19 protein-coding genes are annotated in these 19,464 nt (G+C 38.8%); 14 read left to right on the top strand and 5 right to left on the bottom strand.

The window, feature by feature from the left end:
• The first annotated feature begins 135 nt into the window (after nt 1-135).
• The 9 genes from LMOATCC19117_RS13570 (at nt 136) to LMOATCC19117_RS13530 (ending at nt 8,768) form a co-directional block, all read left to right on the top strand.
• Nucleotides 136-2,202, top strand: coding sequence for a BglG family transcription antiterminator (locus LMOATCC19117_RS13570; RefSeq protein ID WP_014929126.1), 2,067 nt, complete (start codon nt 136-138; stop codon nt 2,200-2,202).
• A gap of 192 nt (nt 2,203-2,394) precedes the next feature.
• Nucleotides 2,395-2,829, top strand: a complete 435-nt coding sequence (locus LMOATCC19117_RS13565) for a PTS sugar transporter subunit IIA (protein ID WP_003726310.1) — start codon at nt 2,395-2,397, stop codon at nt 2,827-2,829.
• 2 nt (nt 2,830-2,831) lie between these two features.
• Nucleotides 2,832-3,104 (top strand): PTS sugar transporter subunit IIB, encoded by a 273-nt coding sequence (locus LMOATCC19117_RS13560; protein WP_003726309.1) that lies wholly within the window; start codon nt 2,832-2,834, stop codon nt 3,102-3,104.
• A gap of 26 nt (nt 3,105-3,130) precedes the next feature.
• Nucleotides 3,131-4,429: a PTS ascorbate transporter subunit IIC gene (locus LMOATCC19117_RS13555; protein ID WP_003726308.1), complete on the top strand. Its 1,299-nt coding sequence runs from the start codon at nt 3,131-3,133 to the stop codon at nt 4,427-4,429.
• Between the two features lie 69 nt (nt 4,430-4,498).
• Nucleotides 4,499-5,491, top strand: a complete 993-nt coding sequence (locus LMOATCC19117_RS13550; protein WP_003726307.1) for a phosphotriesterase family protein — start codon at nt 4,499-4,501, stop codon at nt 5,489-5,491.
• 12 nt (nt 5,492-5,503) lie between these two features.
• Nucleotides 5,504-6,253: a creatininase family protein gene (locus LMOATCC19117_RS13545; protein WP_003726306.1), complete on the top strand. Its 750-nt coding sequence runs from the start codon at nt 5,504-5,506 to the stop codon at nt 6,251-6,253.
• Nucleotides 6,213-6,932, top strand: a complete 720-nt coding sequence (locus tag LMOATCC19117_RS13540; protein ID WP_003726305.1) for a KDGP aldolase — start codon at nt 6,213-6,215, stop codon at nt 6,930-6,932. Before LMOATCC19117_RS13545 ends, LMOATCC19117_RS13540 begins: the two co-directional genes overlap by 41 nt.
• Nucleotides 6,933-7,676: an SIS domain-containing protein gene (locus LMOATCC19117_RS13535; protein ID WP_003726304.1), complete on the top strand. Its 744-nt coding sequence runs from the start codon at nt 6,933-6,935 to the stop codon at nt 7,674-7,676.
• 105 nt (nt 7,677-7,781) lie between these two features.
• Nucleotides 7,782-8,768: a DUF4003 family protein gene (locus LMOATCC19117_RS13530; RefSeq protein WP_003734242.1), complete on the top strand. Its 987-nt coding sequence runs from the start codon at nt 7,782-7,784 to the stop codon at nt 8,766-8,768.
• A gap of 46 nt (nt 8,769-8,814) precedes the next feature.
• Here LMOATCC19117_RS13530 and LMOATCC19117_RS13525 read toward each other — a convergent pair whose 3' ends face one another.
• The 5 genes from LMOATCC19117_RS13525 to LMOATCC19117_RS13505 form a co-directional block, all read right to left on the bottom strand.
• Nucleotides 8,815-10,146, bottom strand: coding sequence for a cyclic nucleotide phosphodiesterase (locus LMOATCC19117_RS13525; RefSeq protein WP_003734243.1), 1,332 nt, complete (start codon nt 10,144-10,146; stop codon nt 8,815-8,817).
• A gap of 89 nt (nt 10,147-10,235) precedes the next feature.
• Nucleotides 10,236-11,216: a polyprenyl synthetase family protein gene (locus LMOATCC19117_RS13520; protein ID WP_003734244.1), complete on the bottom strand. Its 981-nt coding sequence runs from the start codon at nt 11,214-11,216 to the stop codon at nt 10,236-10,238.
• 21 nt (nt 11,217-11,237) lie between these two features.
• Complete coding sequence (eetB, locus tag LMOATCC19117_RS13515; protein ID WP_003723627.1) at nt 11,238-11,780, bottom strand: flavinylation system FAD exporter subunit EetB; 543 nt, start codon at nt 11,778-11,780, stop codon at nt 11,238-11,240.
• 32 nt (nt 11,781-11,812) lie between these two features.
• The gene (gene eetA, locus LMOATCC19117_RS13510; RefSeq protein WP_003727690.1) at nt 11,813-12,247 is read right to left on the bottom strand and encodes a flavin-based extracellular electron transfer system protein EetA; all 435 of its coding nucleotides are present in this window, start codon (nt 12,245-12,247) and stop codon (nt 11,813-11,815) included.
• 175 nt (nt 12,248-12,422) lie between these two features.
• The gene (locus LMOATCC19117_RS13505) at nt 12,423-14,309 is read right to left on the bottom strand and encodes an FAD-dependent oxidoreductase (RefSeq protein ID WP_003726299.1); all 1,887 of its coding nucleotides are present in this window, start codon (nt 14,307-14,309) and stop codon (nt 12,423-12,425) included.
• Between the two features lie 447 nt (nt 14,310-14,756).
• On the opposite strand from LMOATCC19117_RS13505, the gene pplA reads away from it, so the two are divergent.
• The 5 genes from pplA (at nt 14,757) to rpsJ (ending at nt 19,434) form a co-directional block, all read left to right on the top strand.
• A complete protein-coding gene (pplA, locus tag LMOATCC19117_RS13500; RefSeq protein WP_003727691.1) occupies nt 14,757-15,656 on the top strand; it encodes an extracellular electron transfer flavoprotein PplA in 900 nt (299 codons plus the stop codon).
• Nucleotides 15,657-15,819: 163 nt separating this feature from the next.
• Nucleotides 15,820-16,902 (top strand): FAD:protein FMN transferase, encoded by a 1,083-nt coding sequence (locus LMOATCC19117_RS13495; protein WP_003726729.1) that lies wholly within the window; start codon nt 15,820-15,822, stop codon nt 16,900-16,902.
• Nucleotides 16,903-16,983: 81 nt separating this feature from the next.
• Complete coding sequence (gene menA / locus LMOATCC19117_RS13490; RefSeq protein ID WP_003726730.1) at nt 16,984-17,943, top strand: 1,4-dihydroxy-2-naphthoate polyprenyltransferase; 960 nt, start codon at nt 16,984-16,986, stop codon at nt 17,941-17,943.
• Nucleotides 17,944-17,963: 20 nt separating this feature from the next.
• Entirely contained in the window at nt 17,964-18,764 is an 801-nt protein-coding gene (gene fmnA, locus LMOATCC19117_RS13485; RefSeq protein WP_003726731.1) for an FAD export ECF transporter transmembrane subunit FmnA, read from the top strand.
• Nucleotides 18,765-19,125: 361 nt separating this feature from the next.
• Nucleotides 19,126-19,434 carry a 30S ribosomal protein S10 gene (rpsJ, locus tag LMOATCC19117_RS13480; protein ID WP_003720954.1) on the top strand — a complete coding sequence of 103 codons (309 nt, stop codon included), beginning with the start codon at nt 19,126-19,128 and terminating at the stop codon, nt 19,432-19,434.
• The last annotated feature ends 30 nt before the right edge of the window (nt 19,435-19,464 follow it).

Below are 19,464 nucleotides of genomic sequence, written 5' to 3'. Positions count from 1 at the left end.
CGACAAAGTCATTTGGCTTTGTCGGTTTTTTTGTGCCTGAAATAAAAATTAACTTGAAAAATATCACATTTTCGCATAACCTTAAAGTAGACATATCTTTTTACCTTCTAGACCGAAATCAAGGAGGTAGGCCAAGTGGTACAATTTAATGCTCGAAATATGGCGTTGCTCGAATCACTCGTTGTGGCGAATGTATATCTTGCACCCGAGAAATTACAAGAAGAACTAGGAATTTCCAAACGAACACTTCAATATGATGTGGAAAAAATTAATAAAGAATTAGATAATATAGGACTCGATGGTATTCAATCTGTTCGTGGACAAGGGTATTATTTATTAGAAGATGAAAAATCGACAATTAAAGAAATCCTTGGAAATAGGGAAGCGAGCCACAAAGTCTTTTCAGCAAGTGAGCGTCGCATCCGTATTTTATTTTTTCTGCTCGTAACAGATGCGCGAGTAATCATTGATACGATTAATGAATGCAATGAAGTCAGTCGTAATACAAGTTTGCAGGACATTAAACAATTAAAATTAGCGCTAAAACAGTTTAATTTAGAACTTGCGTATGACCGTAAAAATGGCAATATGGTTCTCGGTGATGAGCGCAGTATTCGCCAATTTTTTATTCACTATTGTATGAATAACGAAGAAATCGCAACCGCAGACCAGTTGCTGGATTTAATGAAAATTAATCCGATGATAAAAAATCAGGAGTTATTTCCCAAATTAGACACGATTTTCGAAATTTTAGCTGTAACGGAGAAAAAAATCGGGATTCGTTATACCGACGAGGTCCTCGAGCGCATTGGTATTATGATTTTCTTCTTTAAAGAACGAATGAAGCGTAATTGCTATTTAAATGAACAAGAAGAGCATGAAGTAGAATCTTTTGAGATTGCGCAGGAAATTTATCAGCAATTGCAGCAAAGTGAGAATTTTAAAATCAATCATGCGGAAATCACTTATTTAGGTAAACTTTTGCTTGGGGCGAGTCGTTTGAATGATGATGCGGCTGCTGAAGGAAAATTAGATCTCATCGTTGAAAAAATCATCGCCGAATTTGAACGTCTTGCTTGCGTGAATTTTGAAGACCATCGCAATTTGAAAAAAGATTTATTGCTTCATTTACAACCAGCCTACTATCGGCTTAAATTCCAAATTGAGTGGATTAACCCGCTAAGGACAGACATTAAACAAAGTTACAGTGATGTGTACGAGATTACGAAAAAATCACTTGAACCGCTAGAAGATTTACTTGGTGAAACAATTCCAGAGGATGAAATAGCGTACGTAACAATCTTGTTCGGTGGCTATCTTTCACGCAAAAATAATACTTTAGTTGAACGAAAAAAACTCTTAATCGTTTGCTCCAAAGGTGTCGGAACGTCGCGGATGATTGAACGGCAATTATCGCAATTACTTGGTGAGCGAGTAGAGATATTAGAACCAATTTCCATCCGTGAATTTGAAAAAGGGTTATACGCACCAGACTTTATTGTGTCGACTTTGCCAATTATGGAACCAAAAGCACCAGTTTTTATCGTTAGTCCAATTTTGACAGAAGCGCAGAAACAACAACTGATGAAGGCGATTGCCCCGCACATTTTGCAAAAGGACTCGGATGCGCGCATGTTGTCTTCTGTGCTTGATGTAGTAGATCAATATGCCAAAGTGGAAGACCGCGAGAAATTGGCGGCAAAACTGAAATCGGTATTGTTCCAAGTGCAATCAGACAGCCAACTAGAAAAATCTCCAACACTCGAAGAACTTTTACCGAAAGAACGAATTACTTTTAAAGAAAGTGTGGCGGACTGGCGTGAGGCTATCCTAGTTGCCTCGAAATCGCTGCAACAAGAAGGCTACATTTCGAGAAATTATCAGCATGCGATGATTGAAAATATTGAGAAACTCGGACCATACATCGTTATTGCGCCAGGGATTGCACTGCCACATGCGTCTGTGGATGACGGGGCATACCGAGTCGGAATGAGCTTACTGCGCTTAAATCAGCCAGTATCATTTTCAAGTAAAGCGAAAGATCAAGTGAAGTTAATTATTGTGCTCGCTTCCATTGACTCCTACACACATATTAATGCGCTGAGCCAACTCACTAATTTAATCATGAAACATCACTTGCTAGAGCAGATTGAACAAGCGACATCAGCAGCGGAAATTGCCGCAATGTTAACGATACAATAAGCAAGAAAGCCAGTGGGGCACCAAGATGCCGCGCTGGCTTTTTGTATGCTCGCTAACAACAAAATGTAACAGTCTATTTTTTGCACTTTCGAAAAGAAAGGAATTGGGCTTTTTTAAACAGTTGCGCTACAGCTATAATAAGAGTGTAAGTTATTGATAGCGCTATCAATTAGTTAGAAGGGATGAAGAGATATGTCTTTTTTGGATAAAGAGCTTGTGAATCTGCATGGATCAGCTAAGAATGCTGACGAAGCTATCGTGCAAGCAGGAGAATTATTAGTTAATGCAGGTTATGTGAGCGAGCAGTACGTAGAAAAAATGGTGGAATCTTATCATGAAAATGGTGCGTACTTTGTCATTGCACCTCAAATAGCCATTCCGCACGCAAGACCAACTGATGGTGTGGAAAACTCTGCAGTATCACTAGTCGTACTAAAAGAAGGCGTGAATTTCGGACACGCCGCGAATGATCCCGTACGATTAGTATTCGGCCTTGCAGCAACTTCAAGTGAGGCACATTTGAAAGTCATTCAAAAAATCGTCTCCTTGCTTAGTAACAACGATAATATTGAAAAATTGATTCATTCAGAAGATTACCAAGCAATTGGAGAATTAGTGGAGGGATAACGATGAAAATTTTAGCAGTATGTGGACTTGGGCAAGGAACAAGCTTAATTTTACGAATGAATGTAGAGACAGTTTTACGCGACATGGGAGTAGATGCAGACGTGGAGCACATTGATGTATCAGCTGCGCGCTCGATGAATGTGGATATTATTGTAACGAGCCAAGAGTTAGCAGAAACACTTGGAACAGATACAAGCGCCAAAGTAGTCATCGTCAACAACTATTTTGACAACGCAGAAATTAAAACGGCATTATCTGAAGCAATTAATAGTTAAATAAGACAAAAAAAGGTGGGAAAAAAATGGAGATTATTACGTGGATTGCCAATAACTTTTTTGGAACCCCAGCCATACTTTTAGGTTTTATCGTACTTCTCGGGTTACTTTTACAGAAGAAAAATTTAAGCCAAGTGATTAGCGGAACGTTCAAAGCCATTATTGGATTCTTAATTATTAACGCTGGTGCGGCTGTTATTACTGGTTCCCTTGGGATTTTTGAACCAATGTGGAAAGAAGTATTCGGGCTTGAAACACCGCCACTTGCAGGCTTTTTAGGACAAGAAGCCTTTAATGCAAAATTTGGTAGTGCGGTAACACTTGCGATGACACTCGGATTTTTAGTCAACGTATTATTAGCACGATTTACACCATTTAAGTACATTTATTTAACTGGTCATATGATGTTCTGGACAACGACGATTTTTGCAGGAATCACTGTGCAAGCTGTCGGCGGGGATATTCCGTTCTGGGGTCTTGTACTCTTCTTAGCAGTAATTATGGGTCTTTACTGGACATTACAACCAGCGATTACACAACCATTCTTACGTAAAATTACTGGAAATGACAACGTCGCGTTAGGACATACTTCATCCAGTGTAGCGATTCTATCCGCTTTGCTAGGGAAAGTATTTGGGAATAAGAAAAACGATGCAGAACATATTAATTTACCGAAAAAATTAGAGTTCCTACGTGACTCTAACGTTATTACAGCTCTTACAATGGGGATTCTGTTCGTAGTTGGTGCAGTGATTCTGATGGTGAAGAAAACACCGGGAGCAGAAAAATTAATCGCAGAAGCTGGAAATCAAAGCTTCATCGTATACTCCATCGTTCAGTCCTTTACGTTTGCCGCTGGTATCGCCATCGTTCTTGTAGGTGTGCGGATGTTTATCGGTGAAATCGTACCGGCCTTCAATGGTATTGCAACAAAACTTGTACCGGGTGCGAAACCTGCACTAGATGCGCCAATCGTTTATCCCTATGCACCAAACTCCGTAATTATCGGTTTCGTAGGTGCGTTCATTGGAGCGATTATCTGGTTAGTAGTACTTGGAAATACAGTTGGCTACGTGTTTGTGCCAACAATGATCGTTCTTTTCTTCCACGGGGCAGTTGCTGGTGTATTCGGTAACTCAACTGGTGGGGTGAGAGGAGCCTTGATAGGTGGATTTTTAACGGCTACGGTTGTTGCTTGGGGACAATATATTATGGTTACCTTCTTTATCAATACGACTGTTCCAGATACAGCAATGTGGGCAGCCGACTCAGATATGTTTATCCTCGGACCAATTGTCAGCATGTTAGCGAAGTTATTCTTTTAAGTAAAATCTAAACCTCTTCCTTGTCTAGCATTCAAGAGGAAGAGGTTTTTTGAAAGGAAGTTTTTAAAAATGAGTTTTATTCGTACTTTTTATGGAGATATTGCCCCTGAACAACTGGGATTTACTTATTCACACGAGCATATTGTATGCGTGCCGGCTTACTGGCAAGAGCGAGATGCCGATGATTTACTTTTGGATGATAAAGAAAAATCACAACTTGATGTACAAGATTTCGCCGATTTAGGAGGCAAAACAATTGTCGATGCAACCGCGGTTGATTACGGCAGACGTGTGCTCGATGTGGCGCAAATTTCCAAAGAAACAGGCATCCAAATCGTTGGAACAGCTGGCTTTAACAAAAGTTTCTTATGGGACGGGAAGATTAAACCAGAACTGAAACCAATCATCGGGGATTTTGAAACCTACTATGAATGGATTGAAAATACTACTACAGACAAACTAACGGAATTCGTTGTAAATGAAGTCGAAAATGGGCTTGAAGGAACGCCGTATAAGGCTGGTCAGGTGAAATTTGGCACTGGCTACAATATGATTACACCTTTAGAAGAAAAGACAATACGTGCGGTTGCAAGAGCACATCACGAGACAAAAGCACCAATTCATTCTCACACAGAAGCGGGAACGATGGCTTTAGAACAAATCGAGATTTTAAAACAAGAAAATATCCCGTTAGAATACCTTTCTATTGGTCATATGGACCGCAACCTAGATCCGTATTATCACAAGCAAGTTGCCAAAACAGGCGCATTCATGTCATTTGATGGCATCGCAAAAATCAAATACGCACCAGAAAGCGCTCGGATTGCAGCGATTCTATATCTAGTTTCGGAAGGCTTTGAAGATCAAATTTTAGTTAGTGGTGATACAGCACGCAAAACTTATTATAAACATTATGGTCACGGACCAGGACTTGAATATATCGCCAAAAAATGGGTGCCACGCTTTATTGATGAAGCAAACGAAAAAGGCTTTGACGGAGAAAAATTAGTTAAAAAATTCTTCGTGGATAACCCAGCAAGATGTTTTACTTTTAAAAAATAGGAGGCGAAATCTGTGTTATATGCAGATGAAAATTCATTTGATATTGGCGCGAAAATCACGAAAACAAAACCAGTCCTTTTGCCAATAGGAGCAGTCGAAGCGCATGGGCCGCATTTGCCACTAGGGACAGACAATATTTTAGCGTCAGAATATTCAGCGAAAATAGCGGCGGAAACGAGCGGATTCGTGCTTCCGGTTTTGCCATACGGCCAAGTTTGGAGTTTGCAAGATTTCCCGGGAAGTTTAACACTATCAAATGAAACGGTAACGAAAGTAGTTGTAGAGATTGGTGAAAGTCTATATAAACAAGGATTCCGTCTGTTTGTCCCAGTGAGTGGACATCTTGGCAATATGGCTGCGCTAAAAGATGCAGCGCGCGAACTATATGCAAAATATCCTGATATGGTTATCTTGCACATTTTTTACCCGAATATCCAAAAATTAGCAATGGACGTGCGCGAAGGAAACGCTAACCATCATACGTATATTCATGCCTGTGAAATCGAAACATCTCTCATGCTCTACTTGTCCCCAGAAAATGCCGATATGAGCCGCGCCATAGATGATCCGCCAATTTTACCAATCGATGCGGATTTCACCCCAACACCATGGCAAAACTTCACGAAGACAGCGGTTCTGGGAGAAGCAACTTTGGCAACAGCAGAAAAAGGCGAATACTTGATTGAAAAGACGTTAAAAACATGTGTGGAGTTGATAAAACTTGAACAAGAAAAAATTCGAAAATCTACCGAAATGGAATAATTTTGCGCTATTTAATTTTTTAGCGAAAGATAAGGAAAATAGCCTGGAAGTCATGGAGGCGGCGCGCGGTTTTGCCGTTCCGGGAATCGTTGCAACGAACTACGAAACAGCAGAAGAAGCCGCAAATGTGGTGAAAGAATTACAAACAACAGCCCCCGTCATTAGTGTTGGTCTTGGTGGCGGTGGAGACTGGCAAAACTGGCGTGATGTGCTTCATATTGCTCGTCTGGCTCCAAACAGTCATATTAACCAGCCAATCGAAACCGCGGGATTAACAAATGACTTACTTCCGGAAACATACACTAATGCACTTGTTCGTCCAACCGGGAAAATCGGCATCGTCAAACTATCTTCCGGAGACGAAATTACCGCTGAAGAAGCTGTCGATTATTGTCTATCCGCCAACATCCCGTCCATCAAATTTATGAGCATTGAAGGCACGAAATATTTAGATGAACTAGTTTACTTAACAAAAATTGCGGCCGATAAAGGCATTTACGGTATTGAGCCAGCGGGAGGAATTGGAGCTGACAATATTCTTGAAATAACAACCGCCATCAAGTCCACCGGAATTCCCTTTTATATGCCGCATATTTTTGGAAAAACAATTGACAAAGCAACTGGCCGAACGAAACCGGAAGAAATCGAGAAAATTTTTGCAGCTTTGGAGGGGAATTAAATGATTAATAACTATATCGATATTACAGTTCGTTTATTAGAAAACATTCTCGATAATGAAGCTGATTATGTAAAAGAAGCAGGAGCGAAGGTAGCCGAATCTATTGAAAACGACGGGGTAATCCATTTATTTGGTTGCGGTCACTCGCATATTTTAACAGAGGAAGTATTTTACCGCGCAGGTGGACTGGCTGCGATTCATCCGATTTTGCATGAACCACTTATGCTTCACGAAGGAGCTGCGGCGTCATCTGTACTGGAACGAAAAAATGATTATGCGAAAACATTTATGGCAGAGGAAGATATCCGTCCTGGCGATATCATGATTGTGCTATCGACGTCCGGACGAAACCCTGTACCAATTGATGTTGCTGAAATTGCCCGTGAAAAAGGTGCATTTGTCATCGTCATTACTTCGCTCCAATACTCCGCTAGCCAAAAATCCCGCCACACATCCGGAAAACGTTTATCTGATACAGGGGACATTGTAATTGATAACGGTGCTGTCAAAGGTGATGCCGTCCTAAAATCGGCAAACTTCGATATCGCATTTGCCCCAACATCGACGGTAACGGGCGCAGTCATCTTGCAATCTATTTTTGCAGAAGCAATCGAAACAATGGTAAACGACAACTTCACACCGCCAGTATTTATTAGTGGAAATGTCGAAAATGCCGATGCACATAATCAAGCACTTGTTGATAAATATAATGAGCGAATTCCGCTTCTTGGAATGAATTTATAAGAAAGAAAAGTCTAGGTTAGCACCTAGACTTTTTTACTATGTTAGAGTATTTCTATAGATTGCGATATAATTAAACTATATAAAAATGATAAAGGAGTGCGGCCGATGGATTCAGCATATGTTTTTGATAGCGAACAAGCAACGAAATTATTAATGAAGAACTATGAATTAGTAAAAACGAGTGGCGTTAGTTTTATTGATAAACGAATTCGATTTCTAATTGCTCGTCTTTTTGCGGGGAATAATGAAGTGGTTGATCCAGAGGAATTTAGTGAAATAAATAAAGAAATTAAACGACAACTAGGCATGTTCACTGCACTAAACGGAAATGTTCGCGCATCCTTGGTAGGATTGCTCATGGCGAACGATAATGCCAGCCGAGAGAGCGTCCAGCAAGTAATTGCTAATTATAATACATTGATCCAAGCGGGATTCCAGCGCACAGAATACACTTATTTTGCAGCATATTTATTACTAGAATCAGAAAATCCCAAAAAGACAGCCCGAAAAGCGAAAACTATTCACCAACTTTTCAAAAAAGACCATCCATTTTTAACTAAAAGTGAAGATGTGACAACAGCTGTTTTCTTAGCAAATCTTCCTGAAGAAAATACCACGAAATTGGCTGAAATAACAGAGTACTATTTTCAAGAGTTCGCCGCGAAAGGTTTCCGCAAAAATGATAGCTTACAATTTTTAGCAACAACAGGGACACTTTTGTACGGTGAAAAAGATAGCAAATTCATTCGAAGAGTAGATAATATTGTAGAAGAACTGCGACAAAAAGGGATAAAAGTAAAACCGCTACATTACTCAAGTATTGGGATTTTAGCTTTTGTCATGGACGCGCGAAAAATCGATTCAGGGTTAGTGAACTTAATTGATGAATTACAGCAACAACCAGGCTTGCGTTTCGGACGAGAATTCGTTACAGCTCTAGCGATAAGCCTATATACGGAAAAACAATCAGGTCAAATGAGTAAGGAACAATTAGAAGGGTTAATGGTCAATGTGCATATATTGATTGCAATGGAACAAGCAGCTGCGGTGAGTGCAGCTGCAGCAGCGAGTGCGGCAGCCGCATCTAGTTAATACAAAAAAACTGGTAAGCCATAACGGCTACCAGTTTTTTTATGATTTAAGGACTAACATAATAGTCATTACTTTTCTTAGGCGGATTGGATGAACTTAAAACGTAATCTTTCAAAAATGAATTCGGTGCAGAATCCCATAAAGCCATACCATCAGATTTTGGAGGGGCAGTTCCGGCGAAGAAATACATGTTATTTAATCCCATCGTATCTGCCATTTTTTCCTTATCCGCTTGGTTGTACTTATCATAAGATTCATCGGTCATTAAATCCATCATTGCCTTATCGTAGCCACTATTATAAAAAGTTTCGTAATCAAATTGATTAAAATTAAGCAAGTTTTCATCCGTAGAGCCTTGCGCTTTTGCCCAAGCTTCCATATCTAACTTTTGAGATTGATACGTGAAGTTTTTGTTTTTGGCACTATAAGTAATATTGCCATATTTATGCGGGAAAACAGAAAGAGCATTGGTTACGATATCGGTAATTTCTTTGCCATCTGTGCTTTTCGCAGAGCGGATATTTTGCGTATGAATATGGCCACTTAGAGAAAAATCCATAGAGCCTTCCGTAAGCGCATCAATTACTTGTTGATTATAATTAATAGTATAACCTTTTTGAATAACATCATTATGATCAGTTAAATTATGATGCAAAACAGGGACAAGTTTAGCGCCGTTTTTCTTTGCAAGCGCACTGCTTTCTTTTATCCAATCTAATGTTCCGGCTGTTAGTCCGCCTTCCGTTGTGGGATTTCCTTGCTGCATATTTGTTTTATAAATAGCGGTATCTAACATTAACAGCCATACTTTGGAAGAAGGAGCTGCTAAATAACTCAGCGAAAACTCATCACTTGAAATAGCATCTTTATATCCAAAATCACCATAAATTTTACTGAAATCAGTTGGTGATATAGTGTCGGTTGGTAACTGCTTATCTTTTTCAAATTTGCGGGCCCAAGGGTTGTTAATGTCATGATTACCCGGAACAACAAAAACCTGCGTCCCAGTTTTCTCTACTTGAGTAAGTTTTTTGGCTAACTCTTCATGACTTGTTTTTTCACCGTTGTTCGTAAGGTCGCCACTAATAATAAGGACGTCTGTTTTTTTAGCCTCTACATCCGCCAAAAAAGCATCGGTTATTTCATCGCTATAAGCTAACTGTTTCCCATCACCCGCAGCCACATATTTTTCAAAGGCTTTTCCGTTGTCGGTTAGTGATGGCGCAAAGTAATGAACATCCGTCGTTACGACCATCGATAAATTACGGTCTTTCTCAATTGGCGCAGTAATGTTCTCTGTTTTTCCACTTGCGGAACTACAAGCAACTAAAGAGATAGATAGGAGTATCGGTGTAACTATTTTAAAAAATCGAATCACGTTAATCACGCTTTCATGTTTGTATTTTCACAATAAGTTCCAAAATTTAGAACAAAACTCAATATGGAAGGAGCAATGTTCTAAACGGTTTAGATATCTCGATCTAAAATATTTTTCGTCAAGTGGTACATATCATCACGATATGCGCCAGCTGGTAGTTTTTTGATTTCACGAAGCGCTTTATTCGTATATTTGTTGGCAAGTTTGAATGCCTGTTCGACACCTTTATACTTAGAAATAAGTGCTAAAACTTGTTCGGAAGCTTCATCCGTCATATCTAGTTTTTGAGAAAGAAGTGGCTCGAATTCAGCCAAGTGACCTTTCATTGCATAAATAAGTGGCAGAGAATAAATACCTTGTTTCATATCATTTAAAACGGGTTTGCCAAGACCTTCATCCGTACTTGTGTAATCCAGTACGTCGTCAATAATTTGGAAAGCCATGCCAAGGTAATGTCCGATGTTATAACATTTTGCAACTGTCATGCGTGTTGCTTTACTGCCAGTTGCGCCAGAGTAACAACTAAGTGCAAATAATTGTGCTGTTTTACCAGAAATACGCGTTAAATATTCACGAACAGTTACATTCATTTTGTAGCTTGTGCGCATTTGGTCTAGTTCGCCCATTAAGATTTTTTCGATATTTTTACTATTAAATTCAATGTTCTCCACGGAAGAAGCATGTGCGGATAAAATTTTGAAACAGATGCAGAATAAATAATCGCCTGTATAAACAGCATAATTACGACCATATTTAGAATGAATTGTCGGGATCCCGCGGCGTAACGGAGAATCATCAACGACATCATCATGAATCAACGTCGCCATATGAAGTACTTCAAGCGCAGCAGCAATCGAAACAGCACGTTCTTTATCATAATCAGGACCAGCTTGCGCAGAAAGAAGCGCAAAAGCAGGGCGCAGTAATTTCCCGCCAGCGTGAATCAAATCTTTCACGTTTTGCTCAACGTGTTTATCGCGAATTTGAATATTTTTTTCAATCGTTTGTAAGACTTCTTGTAAATCTTTGGAAAGTGCAGGATACTCATCCCACATAGCATGAAGTTGCATATTGAACTCCTTTTTTTAAAGTTATTTTTGTGCTGCTTGACTTTGTTTAGCATCAGCGAACATCCGCAAAGTTTGGACGTTTTTCAGTAGGTAATTTGCTGCAATCCCAACCGCGATCCCAGAAAGAATGCCGATGAAAGATAATACTGGCAAATAAAGCATAACGGACCAAGTACCAGCAATCCAACTAGCAATTACGAGCTGACCAACGTTATGTAAAATCCCACCGGTAACACTAACGCCAATGATGCTCACGCGTTTCGGCCCAAGTTGTTGTACGAGCCACATCCCAAGAAAACTTAAGATAGCTCCGGCCGCGCTATACATAAAGGTCGAAATTGTCCCACCAAGCAAAGTGGATAATACTAACCGAATGCAGATAATCATAAAAGTATCTTTTGCCGATAATGTATAAAGCGAAATACACGTAATAATATTAGCAAGACCTAGTTTCGCCCCAGGAGCAAACGCAAATGGAAACGGAATAGCCCGCTCGAGTAAACTAATGACAACCGCTTGAGCAGCCAGAAGTGCTATATATACTAATCGTCTGTTTTTTGTCATAGAAACACTTTCCTATCTATTGGAGGATAAGGTCAGGAAGAGATAATCGGATCATCTGAATCGCCTGAACTCCCGTCACTCGCTTTTACTTCAATTACTAACTTATGTGGAAGACAAACAACTGTATCGCCTTGTTTATCAATTGCTCCAGTCCGAACACATACTTGATCGTTACAGTTCGCTTTACTAATTCGGATTTCTTCCCCCGAAACCTCAATCGTGTTAGTATGTCCATCTGGTTGTTTCACATCAAAGCTTTCCGTCCCTTTGTGCCCAGTGAGCGTAACAGTTTTATATTCTTTACTATCAACAGAAATAACTGCAACAAGCTCTTTTTTTCCGTTAGCAGGAGCCGGTTCATTCGCTTTTACATATGAAAAAATAGCAATCGGCAAAAAGGAGAGTATACAAAGAGATAAAATAATAATAATATCCCAACGCTTCACCATAGAAAGATACTTCTTCACCGTATTGCCTCCTTTCAAAATGTCATGTACAAATCCTATTTTAAAGGATAATGCCTAAATATAATAGGAAAAAGTTCAAGAAATCAACAAATAATAAAAACGGAAGCACCTCCTATGCCAAAACTGGCTTTTGGATGCACTCCCGAGTTTTTATTTAAAATTTTAACTAACTAAATTACTTGTCTCTGTAAACGGATCTTGGCTTACCGTACCACCAATGACCAAGATGTTTTTGGAACCAAGGAACAGCCCAATAATCAAGACCAAATGTGCGTCCAGCGCCATTTAGAAGTGCGATAGAAGCTGGTAACGCCCAGAATTTGTCCCAACCAAGCATAGCGCTTAGTGTAAACATTACTAGGAATCCGGCACTTCCGATACTTACAAGCCAAGTGAATAGACCTACCACCATAGCAAGACCGATTGCAAGTTCAACAAAAGGTACAACTTTTTGCATTACTAGAGCAACATCAAGGTTTGGCATTAGAAGTTCCATAATCCACTGGAACCAACCAGGCATATGACTAAGAATTGGAGTAGTTACATTTGTTGCAGCAGCCCCAGCAGCATCACCGGCAGCTTGACTAGCACCAGATGTAGCAGCAGTTTGTAACCATTCGAATGGCATTTTAGAGGTAGTTGCAGTTAACCAAGAATCAGAACCGATACCGTTAAATAAAGGTTTTAAATTTGTAATACTTACTTTATCCCATGTAGTTTCACCGTAGATTTTAGAAAGAGCTTCGTCAATCCAGAACCAACCAAGATATACACGTAAAGGAAGAACCCAAAGTACGTTACCATAACGAGAAGTCCAACCACGGAAAATGTTGCGGTGATCTTTAATGTGGAAGAATTCATGCATAATATATTGCCACATGTAATAACCACTGCGAATACCGAAGAAGTAATACAAGTTAACCATATGCTTCATTAAAATAGCGAACCAACCAGATAAGTGCATACCACCAAGGTGAGCAACACCGTATTTAGCTCCGATAGAAACCATTACACCATGATATTTACCTTGGAATGGTTCTTTCTCGCCAGTACCGCTCATTTCCACGATAATGCTTTTCGCTGCAGTTAATGCAGTTTGTTCAGCACCTTCAACGATTTGCGGAGTTGGTTTACCTTCTTCATCTTCAAAGTAAGCAAGGTCACCAACGACATAAACGTCTTTAAGACCTTCTGCTTCCATATATTGGTTTACTTTCAAACGGCCTGCACGAGCAGATTCCATACCGTAATCTTTTGTATCAGAGTTAGCGCGAACACCAGCAGTCCAAATTAATGTACTTGTTGGAAGCTCTTCGCCAGATTTAAGTACGATGCTTTCAGGTTTAACTTCAACGATAGCAGCGTTTTTCATGATTTCAATACCTTTTTTAACCATGTAACGTTCAGCTTTGTCAGCGTCTCTTCTTTCAAGCATGTTTAGGATTGTTGGAGCAGCTTCTACTACAACTAGTTTAATTTCAGATGCGTCAATTTTGTTATCTTTAGCAAGACGATCTTTCCATTCTAAAAGTTCCCCAACCATTTCGATACCAGTAAATCCAGATCCACAAACAACGAATGTTAACATTGCTTTACGTTTTTCAACGTCTTGTTCGCGAGATGCTTTCGTTACAGTTTCTTCAATATGATTGCGTAACTTAACAGAATCTTCCCAAGACCAAAGTGTAAAGCCATTTTCGCCAACACCAGGAGTTCCGAAATCATTAGGTTCTCCGCCCATACCAAGTACTAGGTAATCAAACGGATAACTACCGTGCTCTGTTGTTACAACTTTTTTATCATGATCTACATGCGTCACGTTATCAGTTACAAGATTAACTTTTGTTCTATTAAACAAACGACGTAAATCATATTGAATTGCAGTTGGTTCAACACGACCACCAGCAACCTCATGTAGTTCAGTCATCATTGTATGGTACGAATGACGATCGATTAATGTAATATTAACGTCTTTGTCTTTCTTGTATTTCTTAGCTAATTTCTTAGCAGCGTGTACACCTGCATATCCTGCCCCAATTAAAACGATATTCTTTTCAGGCATATGCTTCCTCAACTCCTTGTAAGTTTATTCACAAAAATAAAATGAGTCCAAAATTCCCCACAGTATTATTATAACCTATCATAGTTTAACAGAAACCTCCTACTAATGTCTAGATAGTAAAGAACAATTCTAATCTAAATTTGAAAAATAGGACTTTGTGCAAATGTTACATAATTAAGCAGGCTAAAAGTCCTTGTTTAACATAGGATGTTAGACATTTTTGTTTGCTATTTTGCTAGAAAAGGTTGGCTTTAACTGTTATATATATACCAATAGTCATTATTTTGAAAATTAGATGAATTATGTCTTTAGAATTACAGTAGACAAAACCGGGCGCTGATGGTATCATTTGTATTGTAAAAGTGATATCGCTTTCGCAGACTATCGGTTTGTGTTCACGAAATCACAAACAAAGTTAATCAATAAAACAAAAGGTGGGAGCAAAACATGAAATTGAAAAAAGTAGCAATGGGTATTACCGTGGTAATGGCTTCAAGTTTATTACTAGTAGGTTGCGGTAGCAGTGACGACAGCAGCAAAGACAAAAAGAGCACAGACACAAAACAAACAGAAACAAAGAAAACAGCTAAAACTGATGGTACTATGACTGATGGTACTTACAAATTAGAAGAAAAGAATTTCGACGACAAAGGCTGGAAAGGTTTCATGTCAATCGAAGTTAAAGATGGTAAAATTACAAAAGCTAACTACGATTACAAAAACAAAGATGGCAAATTAAAATCTGAAGATGCAGACTACGAAAAAGCAATGAAAGATAAAGTAGGAACTGGTCCTCAAGAATACTTGAAACAATTAAGCGATTCTTTAGTTAAAAATCAATCTGCAGCATCTGTAGAAGTAGTTTCAGGAGCAACTCATTCTTCTGACGCTTTCATCAACTATGCTAACCAATTAATCCAAGCAGCTCAAAAAGCTGATACAACTACAATTTCCATCAACAACTTAGCTAAAATGGAAGATGGAACTTATAAACTTGAAGAACAAAATTACGCACATGGTTACCGTGTAGTATTCAGCATGGATGTTAAAGATGGCAAAATCACTAAATCTGACTACAACTATGTTGACAAAGACGGCAAACTTAAATCAGACGATGCTGACTACGAGAAAAACATGAAAGCTAAATCTGGTACTGGTCCAAAAGAATACATCCCAGCACTTAACAAATCTCTTGTTGAAAAACAAGACGTTGCTGCAGTAGACACTGTTTCTGGTGCTACTAACTCTTCTAACCAATTCAAAATCTACGCAGCTCAACTTCAAAATGCTGCACAAAATGGTAACACTGACACAATTAAAGTGTACAACCTAGTAGAAGCTGAATAATTAGCGAAATTTATGTACAAAACGGCTGGTCCTAATTTCTAGGGCTAGCCGATTTTTTTATCGAAAAACAGAGGAATTAAGCCTTTTTACTGTAGATTTATTCCTTTTTTTACGCTATAGTTATTCAAGTAAAGATCACGGATTTAGAAAGGTGAAAAAGCTAATGAAGAAATGGAAAATAATAATTTCAGTTATCATATTGGCGCTTGTTGTATCAGCGTGTGGAAATTCTAGTAAAGAAACAAAGAGTGAACCAAGTGATTCAAAAAAACTAATGGATCAACCATACTCCAAAACAGACTTTCTAATGGGCACAGTAGTAACGCTTAAAATTTATGATAAAGGCAAAGAAGACGTGCTTGATAAAGGCTTCGATCGAATCAAAGATCTAGCTGCCAAGATTACCACAAGTGATTCGGAAAAAACGTCTGAAGTGGATAAAATCAACGAACAAGCCGGCAAAAAACCAGTGAAAGTATCTAAAGATGTATACTACTTAATTCAAGAAGGGCTTAAATACTCCGAGAACTCTGGTGGTAGCTTCGATATTACTATTGGGCCGTTAACATCTCTATGGCACATCGGTTTTTCTGATGCGCGCAAACCTTCTCAAGCAGAAATTGACGCGGTGTTACCATTAATTAATTACAAAGACGTTAAAATGAATGATAAAGACCAAACAGTATACTTGGAAAAAGAAGGTATGGAACTAGATTTAGGGGCAATTGCTAAAGGCTTTATTACTGACGAGACTTTAAAGGTATTCAAAGAAAATAAAGTAACAACCTCTATCATAGATTTAGGTGGAAACATTTATGTTCAAGGCAACAACCCGAATGGCAACAAATGGAATGTCGGAATTCAAGATCCGTTTTCTCCGCGTGGAAGTGTTATTGGGAAACTTCCTGAATCTAATATGTCTATCGTAACTTCTGGTATTTATGAACGTTACCTTGAAGTGGATGGTAAAACATATCATCACATCTTAGACCCGAAAACAGGATATCCGTTTGACAATGATATCGCTGGAGTTTCGATTGTATCTAAAAAATCAATTGATGGCGACGGTCTATCCACCGCTACTTTCTCCAAAGGGGTTAAAGGTGGCATGGACTACATTGAACAATTTGAAGGTGTAGATGCTATTTTCATCAGTAAAGAGAAAAAAGTATACGAAACTTCTGGCTTAAAAGGTCAATTCGAATTAACGGATAAAGACTTCCAGATGGACACGCTAAAAAAATAAACTATTATTATAGAAGAAAGTGAGCAGAATTCGCTCTGGATTCTGCTCACAATAAACTAGAAAAGGGGCTAAAAAGGGGATATGTCAATACCATCGTTTCTGAAGTTGGTTGAAATCCAAACGAAGATAGCTAGTGTTTTTCCGTTTATGTTAGGAACGCTATTTGTTGTGTATCAATATGATATGTTCAAACCTGTTAATACGTTGATATTTTTCGGATCTATGCTCATATTCGACTTGACTACAACAGCGATTAATAACTATATGGATTACCGCAAAGCAACAGACAATCATGATTACGATTATCGAACTACCAGCAATGTAATTGGGCAAGAGCAAATTCCGGTGCGAACAGTTATTATAACTATTTTCTTGATGTTCTTCATTGCTACAGGATTAGGTGTTTGGTTAGTTTTTCGAACAGATCTTTTAGTGCTCTTAATTGGATTTGTCTGCTTTTGTATAGGCATCTTATATACATTCGGTCCTGTACCGCTTTCTCGTATGCCGTTAGGTGAAATTTTTTCAGGCGTAACGATGGGGTTTGGGATTTTCTTCTTAGCTGTATATGTAAATGCATACGACGCGGGAATAGCGAATTTACTTTGGCAAGGAGAAACGGTGACAATCCAGTTCAATCTAATAGAAATTATTCGGATAGGTGTGGTATCCTTACCTTGTATTTTCACAATAGCTAATATCATGCTCGCGAATAATCTCTGTGATTTAGATGAAGATATTCGGAATCATCGTTACACACTTCCGTATTATATAGGAAGAAAAATGGGAGTCTTATTATTTAATGCTTTATATTATGCTTCATTTTTAGCTGTGGTTGTTTCGGTAGCTATAAACTTCTTACATCCAATCATGTTACTATCACTAATAACAATCTATCCAGTGTATCGTAATCTAGTTAAATTCAATAAAGAACAAGTAAAATCAAAAACATTTGTTATTGGTATTCGTAATTTCGTATTAATTAATGCGACATTGACAATTTTAATGGCGGTGAGCGTGGTACTTCAACAACTGGCGTAAAGAAAAGGGGGCTTCTTTGAATGATTGAAAAACTAATATTAGGTCGTTTTGTCCCAGGGGAGTCCTTAATTCATGGTCTGGATGCGCGAACGAAACTTTTAGCAGGCTTTTATTATATCGGCATTTTATTTTTAGCGAATAACTGGTGGACATACGCCTTAATGGTTTTGTTCACACTCATGGTCATTCAAATGACAGGTATCAAGTTAAAAGTGTTTATAAAAGGTGTAAAACCACTTATTTGGCTAATTTTATTTACAGTAGTAATGCAAATACTATTTGCGAGTGGCGGAACGATTTATTTTGATTGGGGTCCATTTACAATCTCTTCATTTGGGCTTTTGAACGGGGTATTTGTGTTTTTGCGCTTTGTCTTAATTATCATGATGTCGACCGTTATCACGCTCACAACGACGCCTATGAACCTGACAGACGCAATTGCTTACATCCTTCGTCCGTTTGCTGTACTCAAAGTGCCGGTGAATGACATTGCATTAATGATTTCGGTGGCACTTCGCTTTATTCCAACCCTTATGGGAGAAACAGATAAAATTATGAAAGCGCAGCGAGCTCGCGGAGTGGATTTTGGTGAAGGTAATCTTTTCGAACAAATGAAAGTTGTTGTCCCGATTTTTATTCCGTTATTTGTTAGTTCGTTTAACCGAGCGGAAGAATTAGCGGATGCAATGGAAGCGAGAGGGTATCAAGGAGGCGAAGGGCGCACGAGATTCCGAATATTGCATTGGCATTTTGGAGATTTGATTGCGGCATGTGTAATGATACTTTTAACCGCGGGACTCGTAATACTAAGAACATCTTAAAAACATTCGATATTAACGGATGTTTTTTTCTTTTGGATAAAATGAGCAGAATGGCTCTGTCAGACAGTTTGAAGATAAACCAAAACCGAGAATCTTCTATATAATAGTTCCTATGAAAATAACTTAAAACTTTTTTCAAAAAGCGGTTGATTACTATCCCTAACCCGTGTATAATAGATAAAGTGCAAATGGACAGGCATTGGTCTGCCCTTTTGACAACGAGCACCCCGGTATTGCCGGGAATGCCCATGTGATGAAGTGAAAGGTTGCTGACACACCCGGCCGCTTTGCCATGGCGGATGTTCAGGTAATTTTCACGGAGAATGTCTACTTTAAAAGTAGGCGAAAAGGAGGGAAAGTAATGGCAAAACAAAAAATTCGTATTCGTTTAAAAGCTTATGATCACCGTATTTTGGATCAATCAGCAGAAAAGATTGTAGAAACAGCGAAACGCTCAGGTGCTTCTGTATCTGGTCCGATCCCACTTCCAACAGAGAAGTCAATCTACACAGTCTTGCGTGCGGTCCACAAATATAAAGACTCTCGTGAGCAATTCGAAATGCGTACACACAAACGTTTAATCGACATCGTTAATCCAACACCACAAACAGTTGATAGCTTGATGCGTTTAGACTTGCCAAGCGGTGTGGACATCGAAATCAAACTATAATAAGAATATATTAAATTAACAGGAGGTGTG

This window comes from Listeria monocytogenes ATCC 19117, from assembly GCF_000307025.1.
Classification (GTDB): domain Bacteria; phylum Bacillota; class Bacilli; order Lactobacillales; family Listeriaceae; genus Listeria; species Listeria monocytogenes_B.
This window is presented reverse-complemented; position numbering and strand designations above follow the sequence as displayed.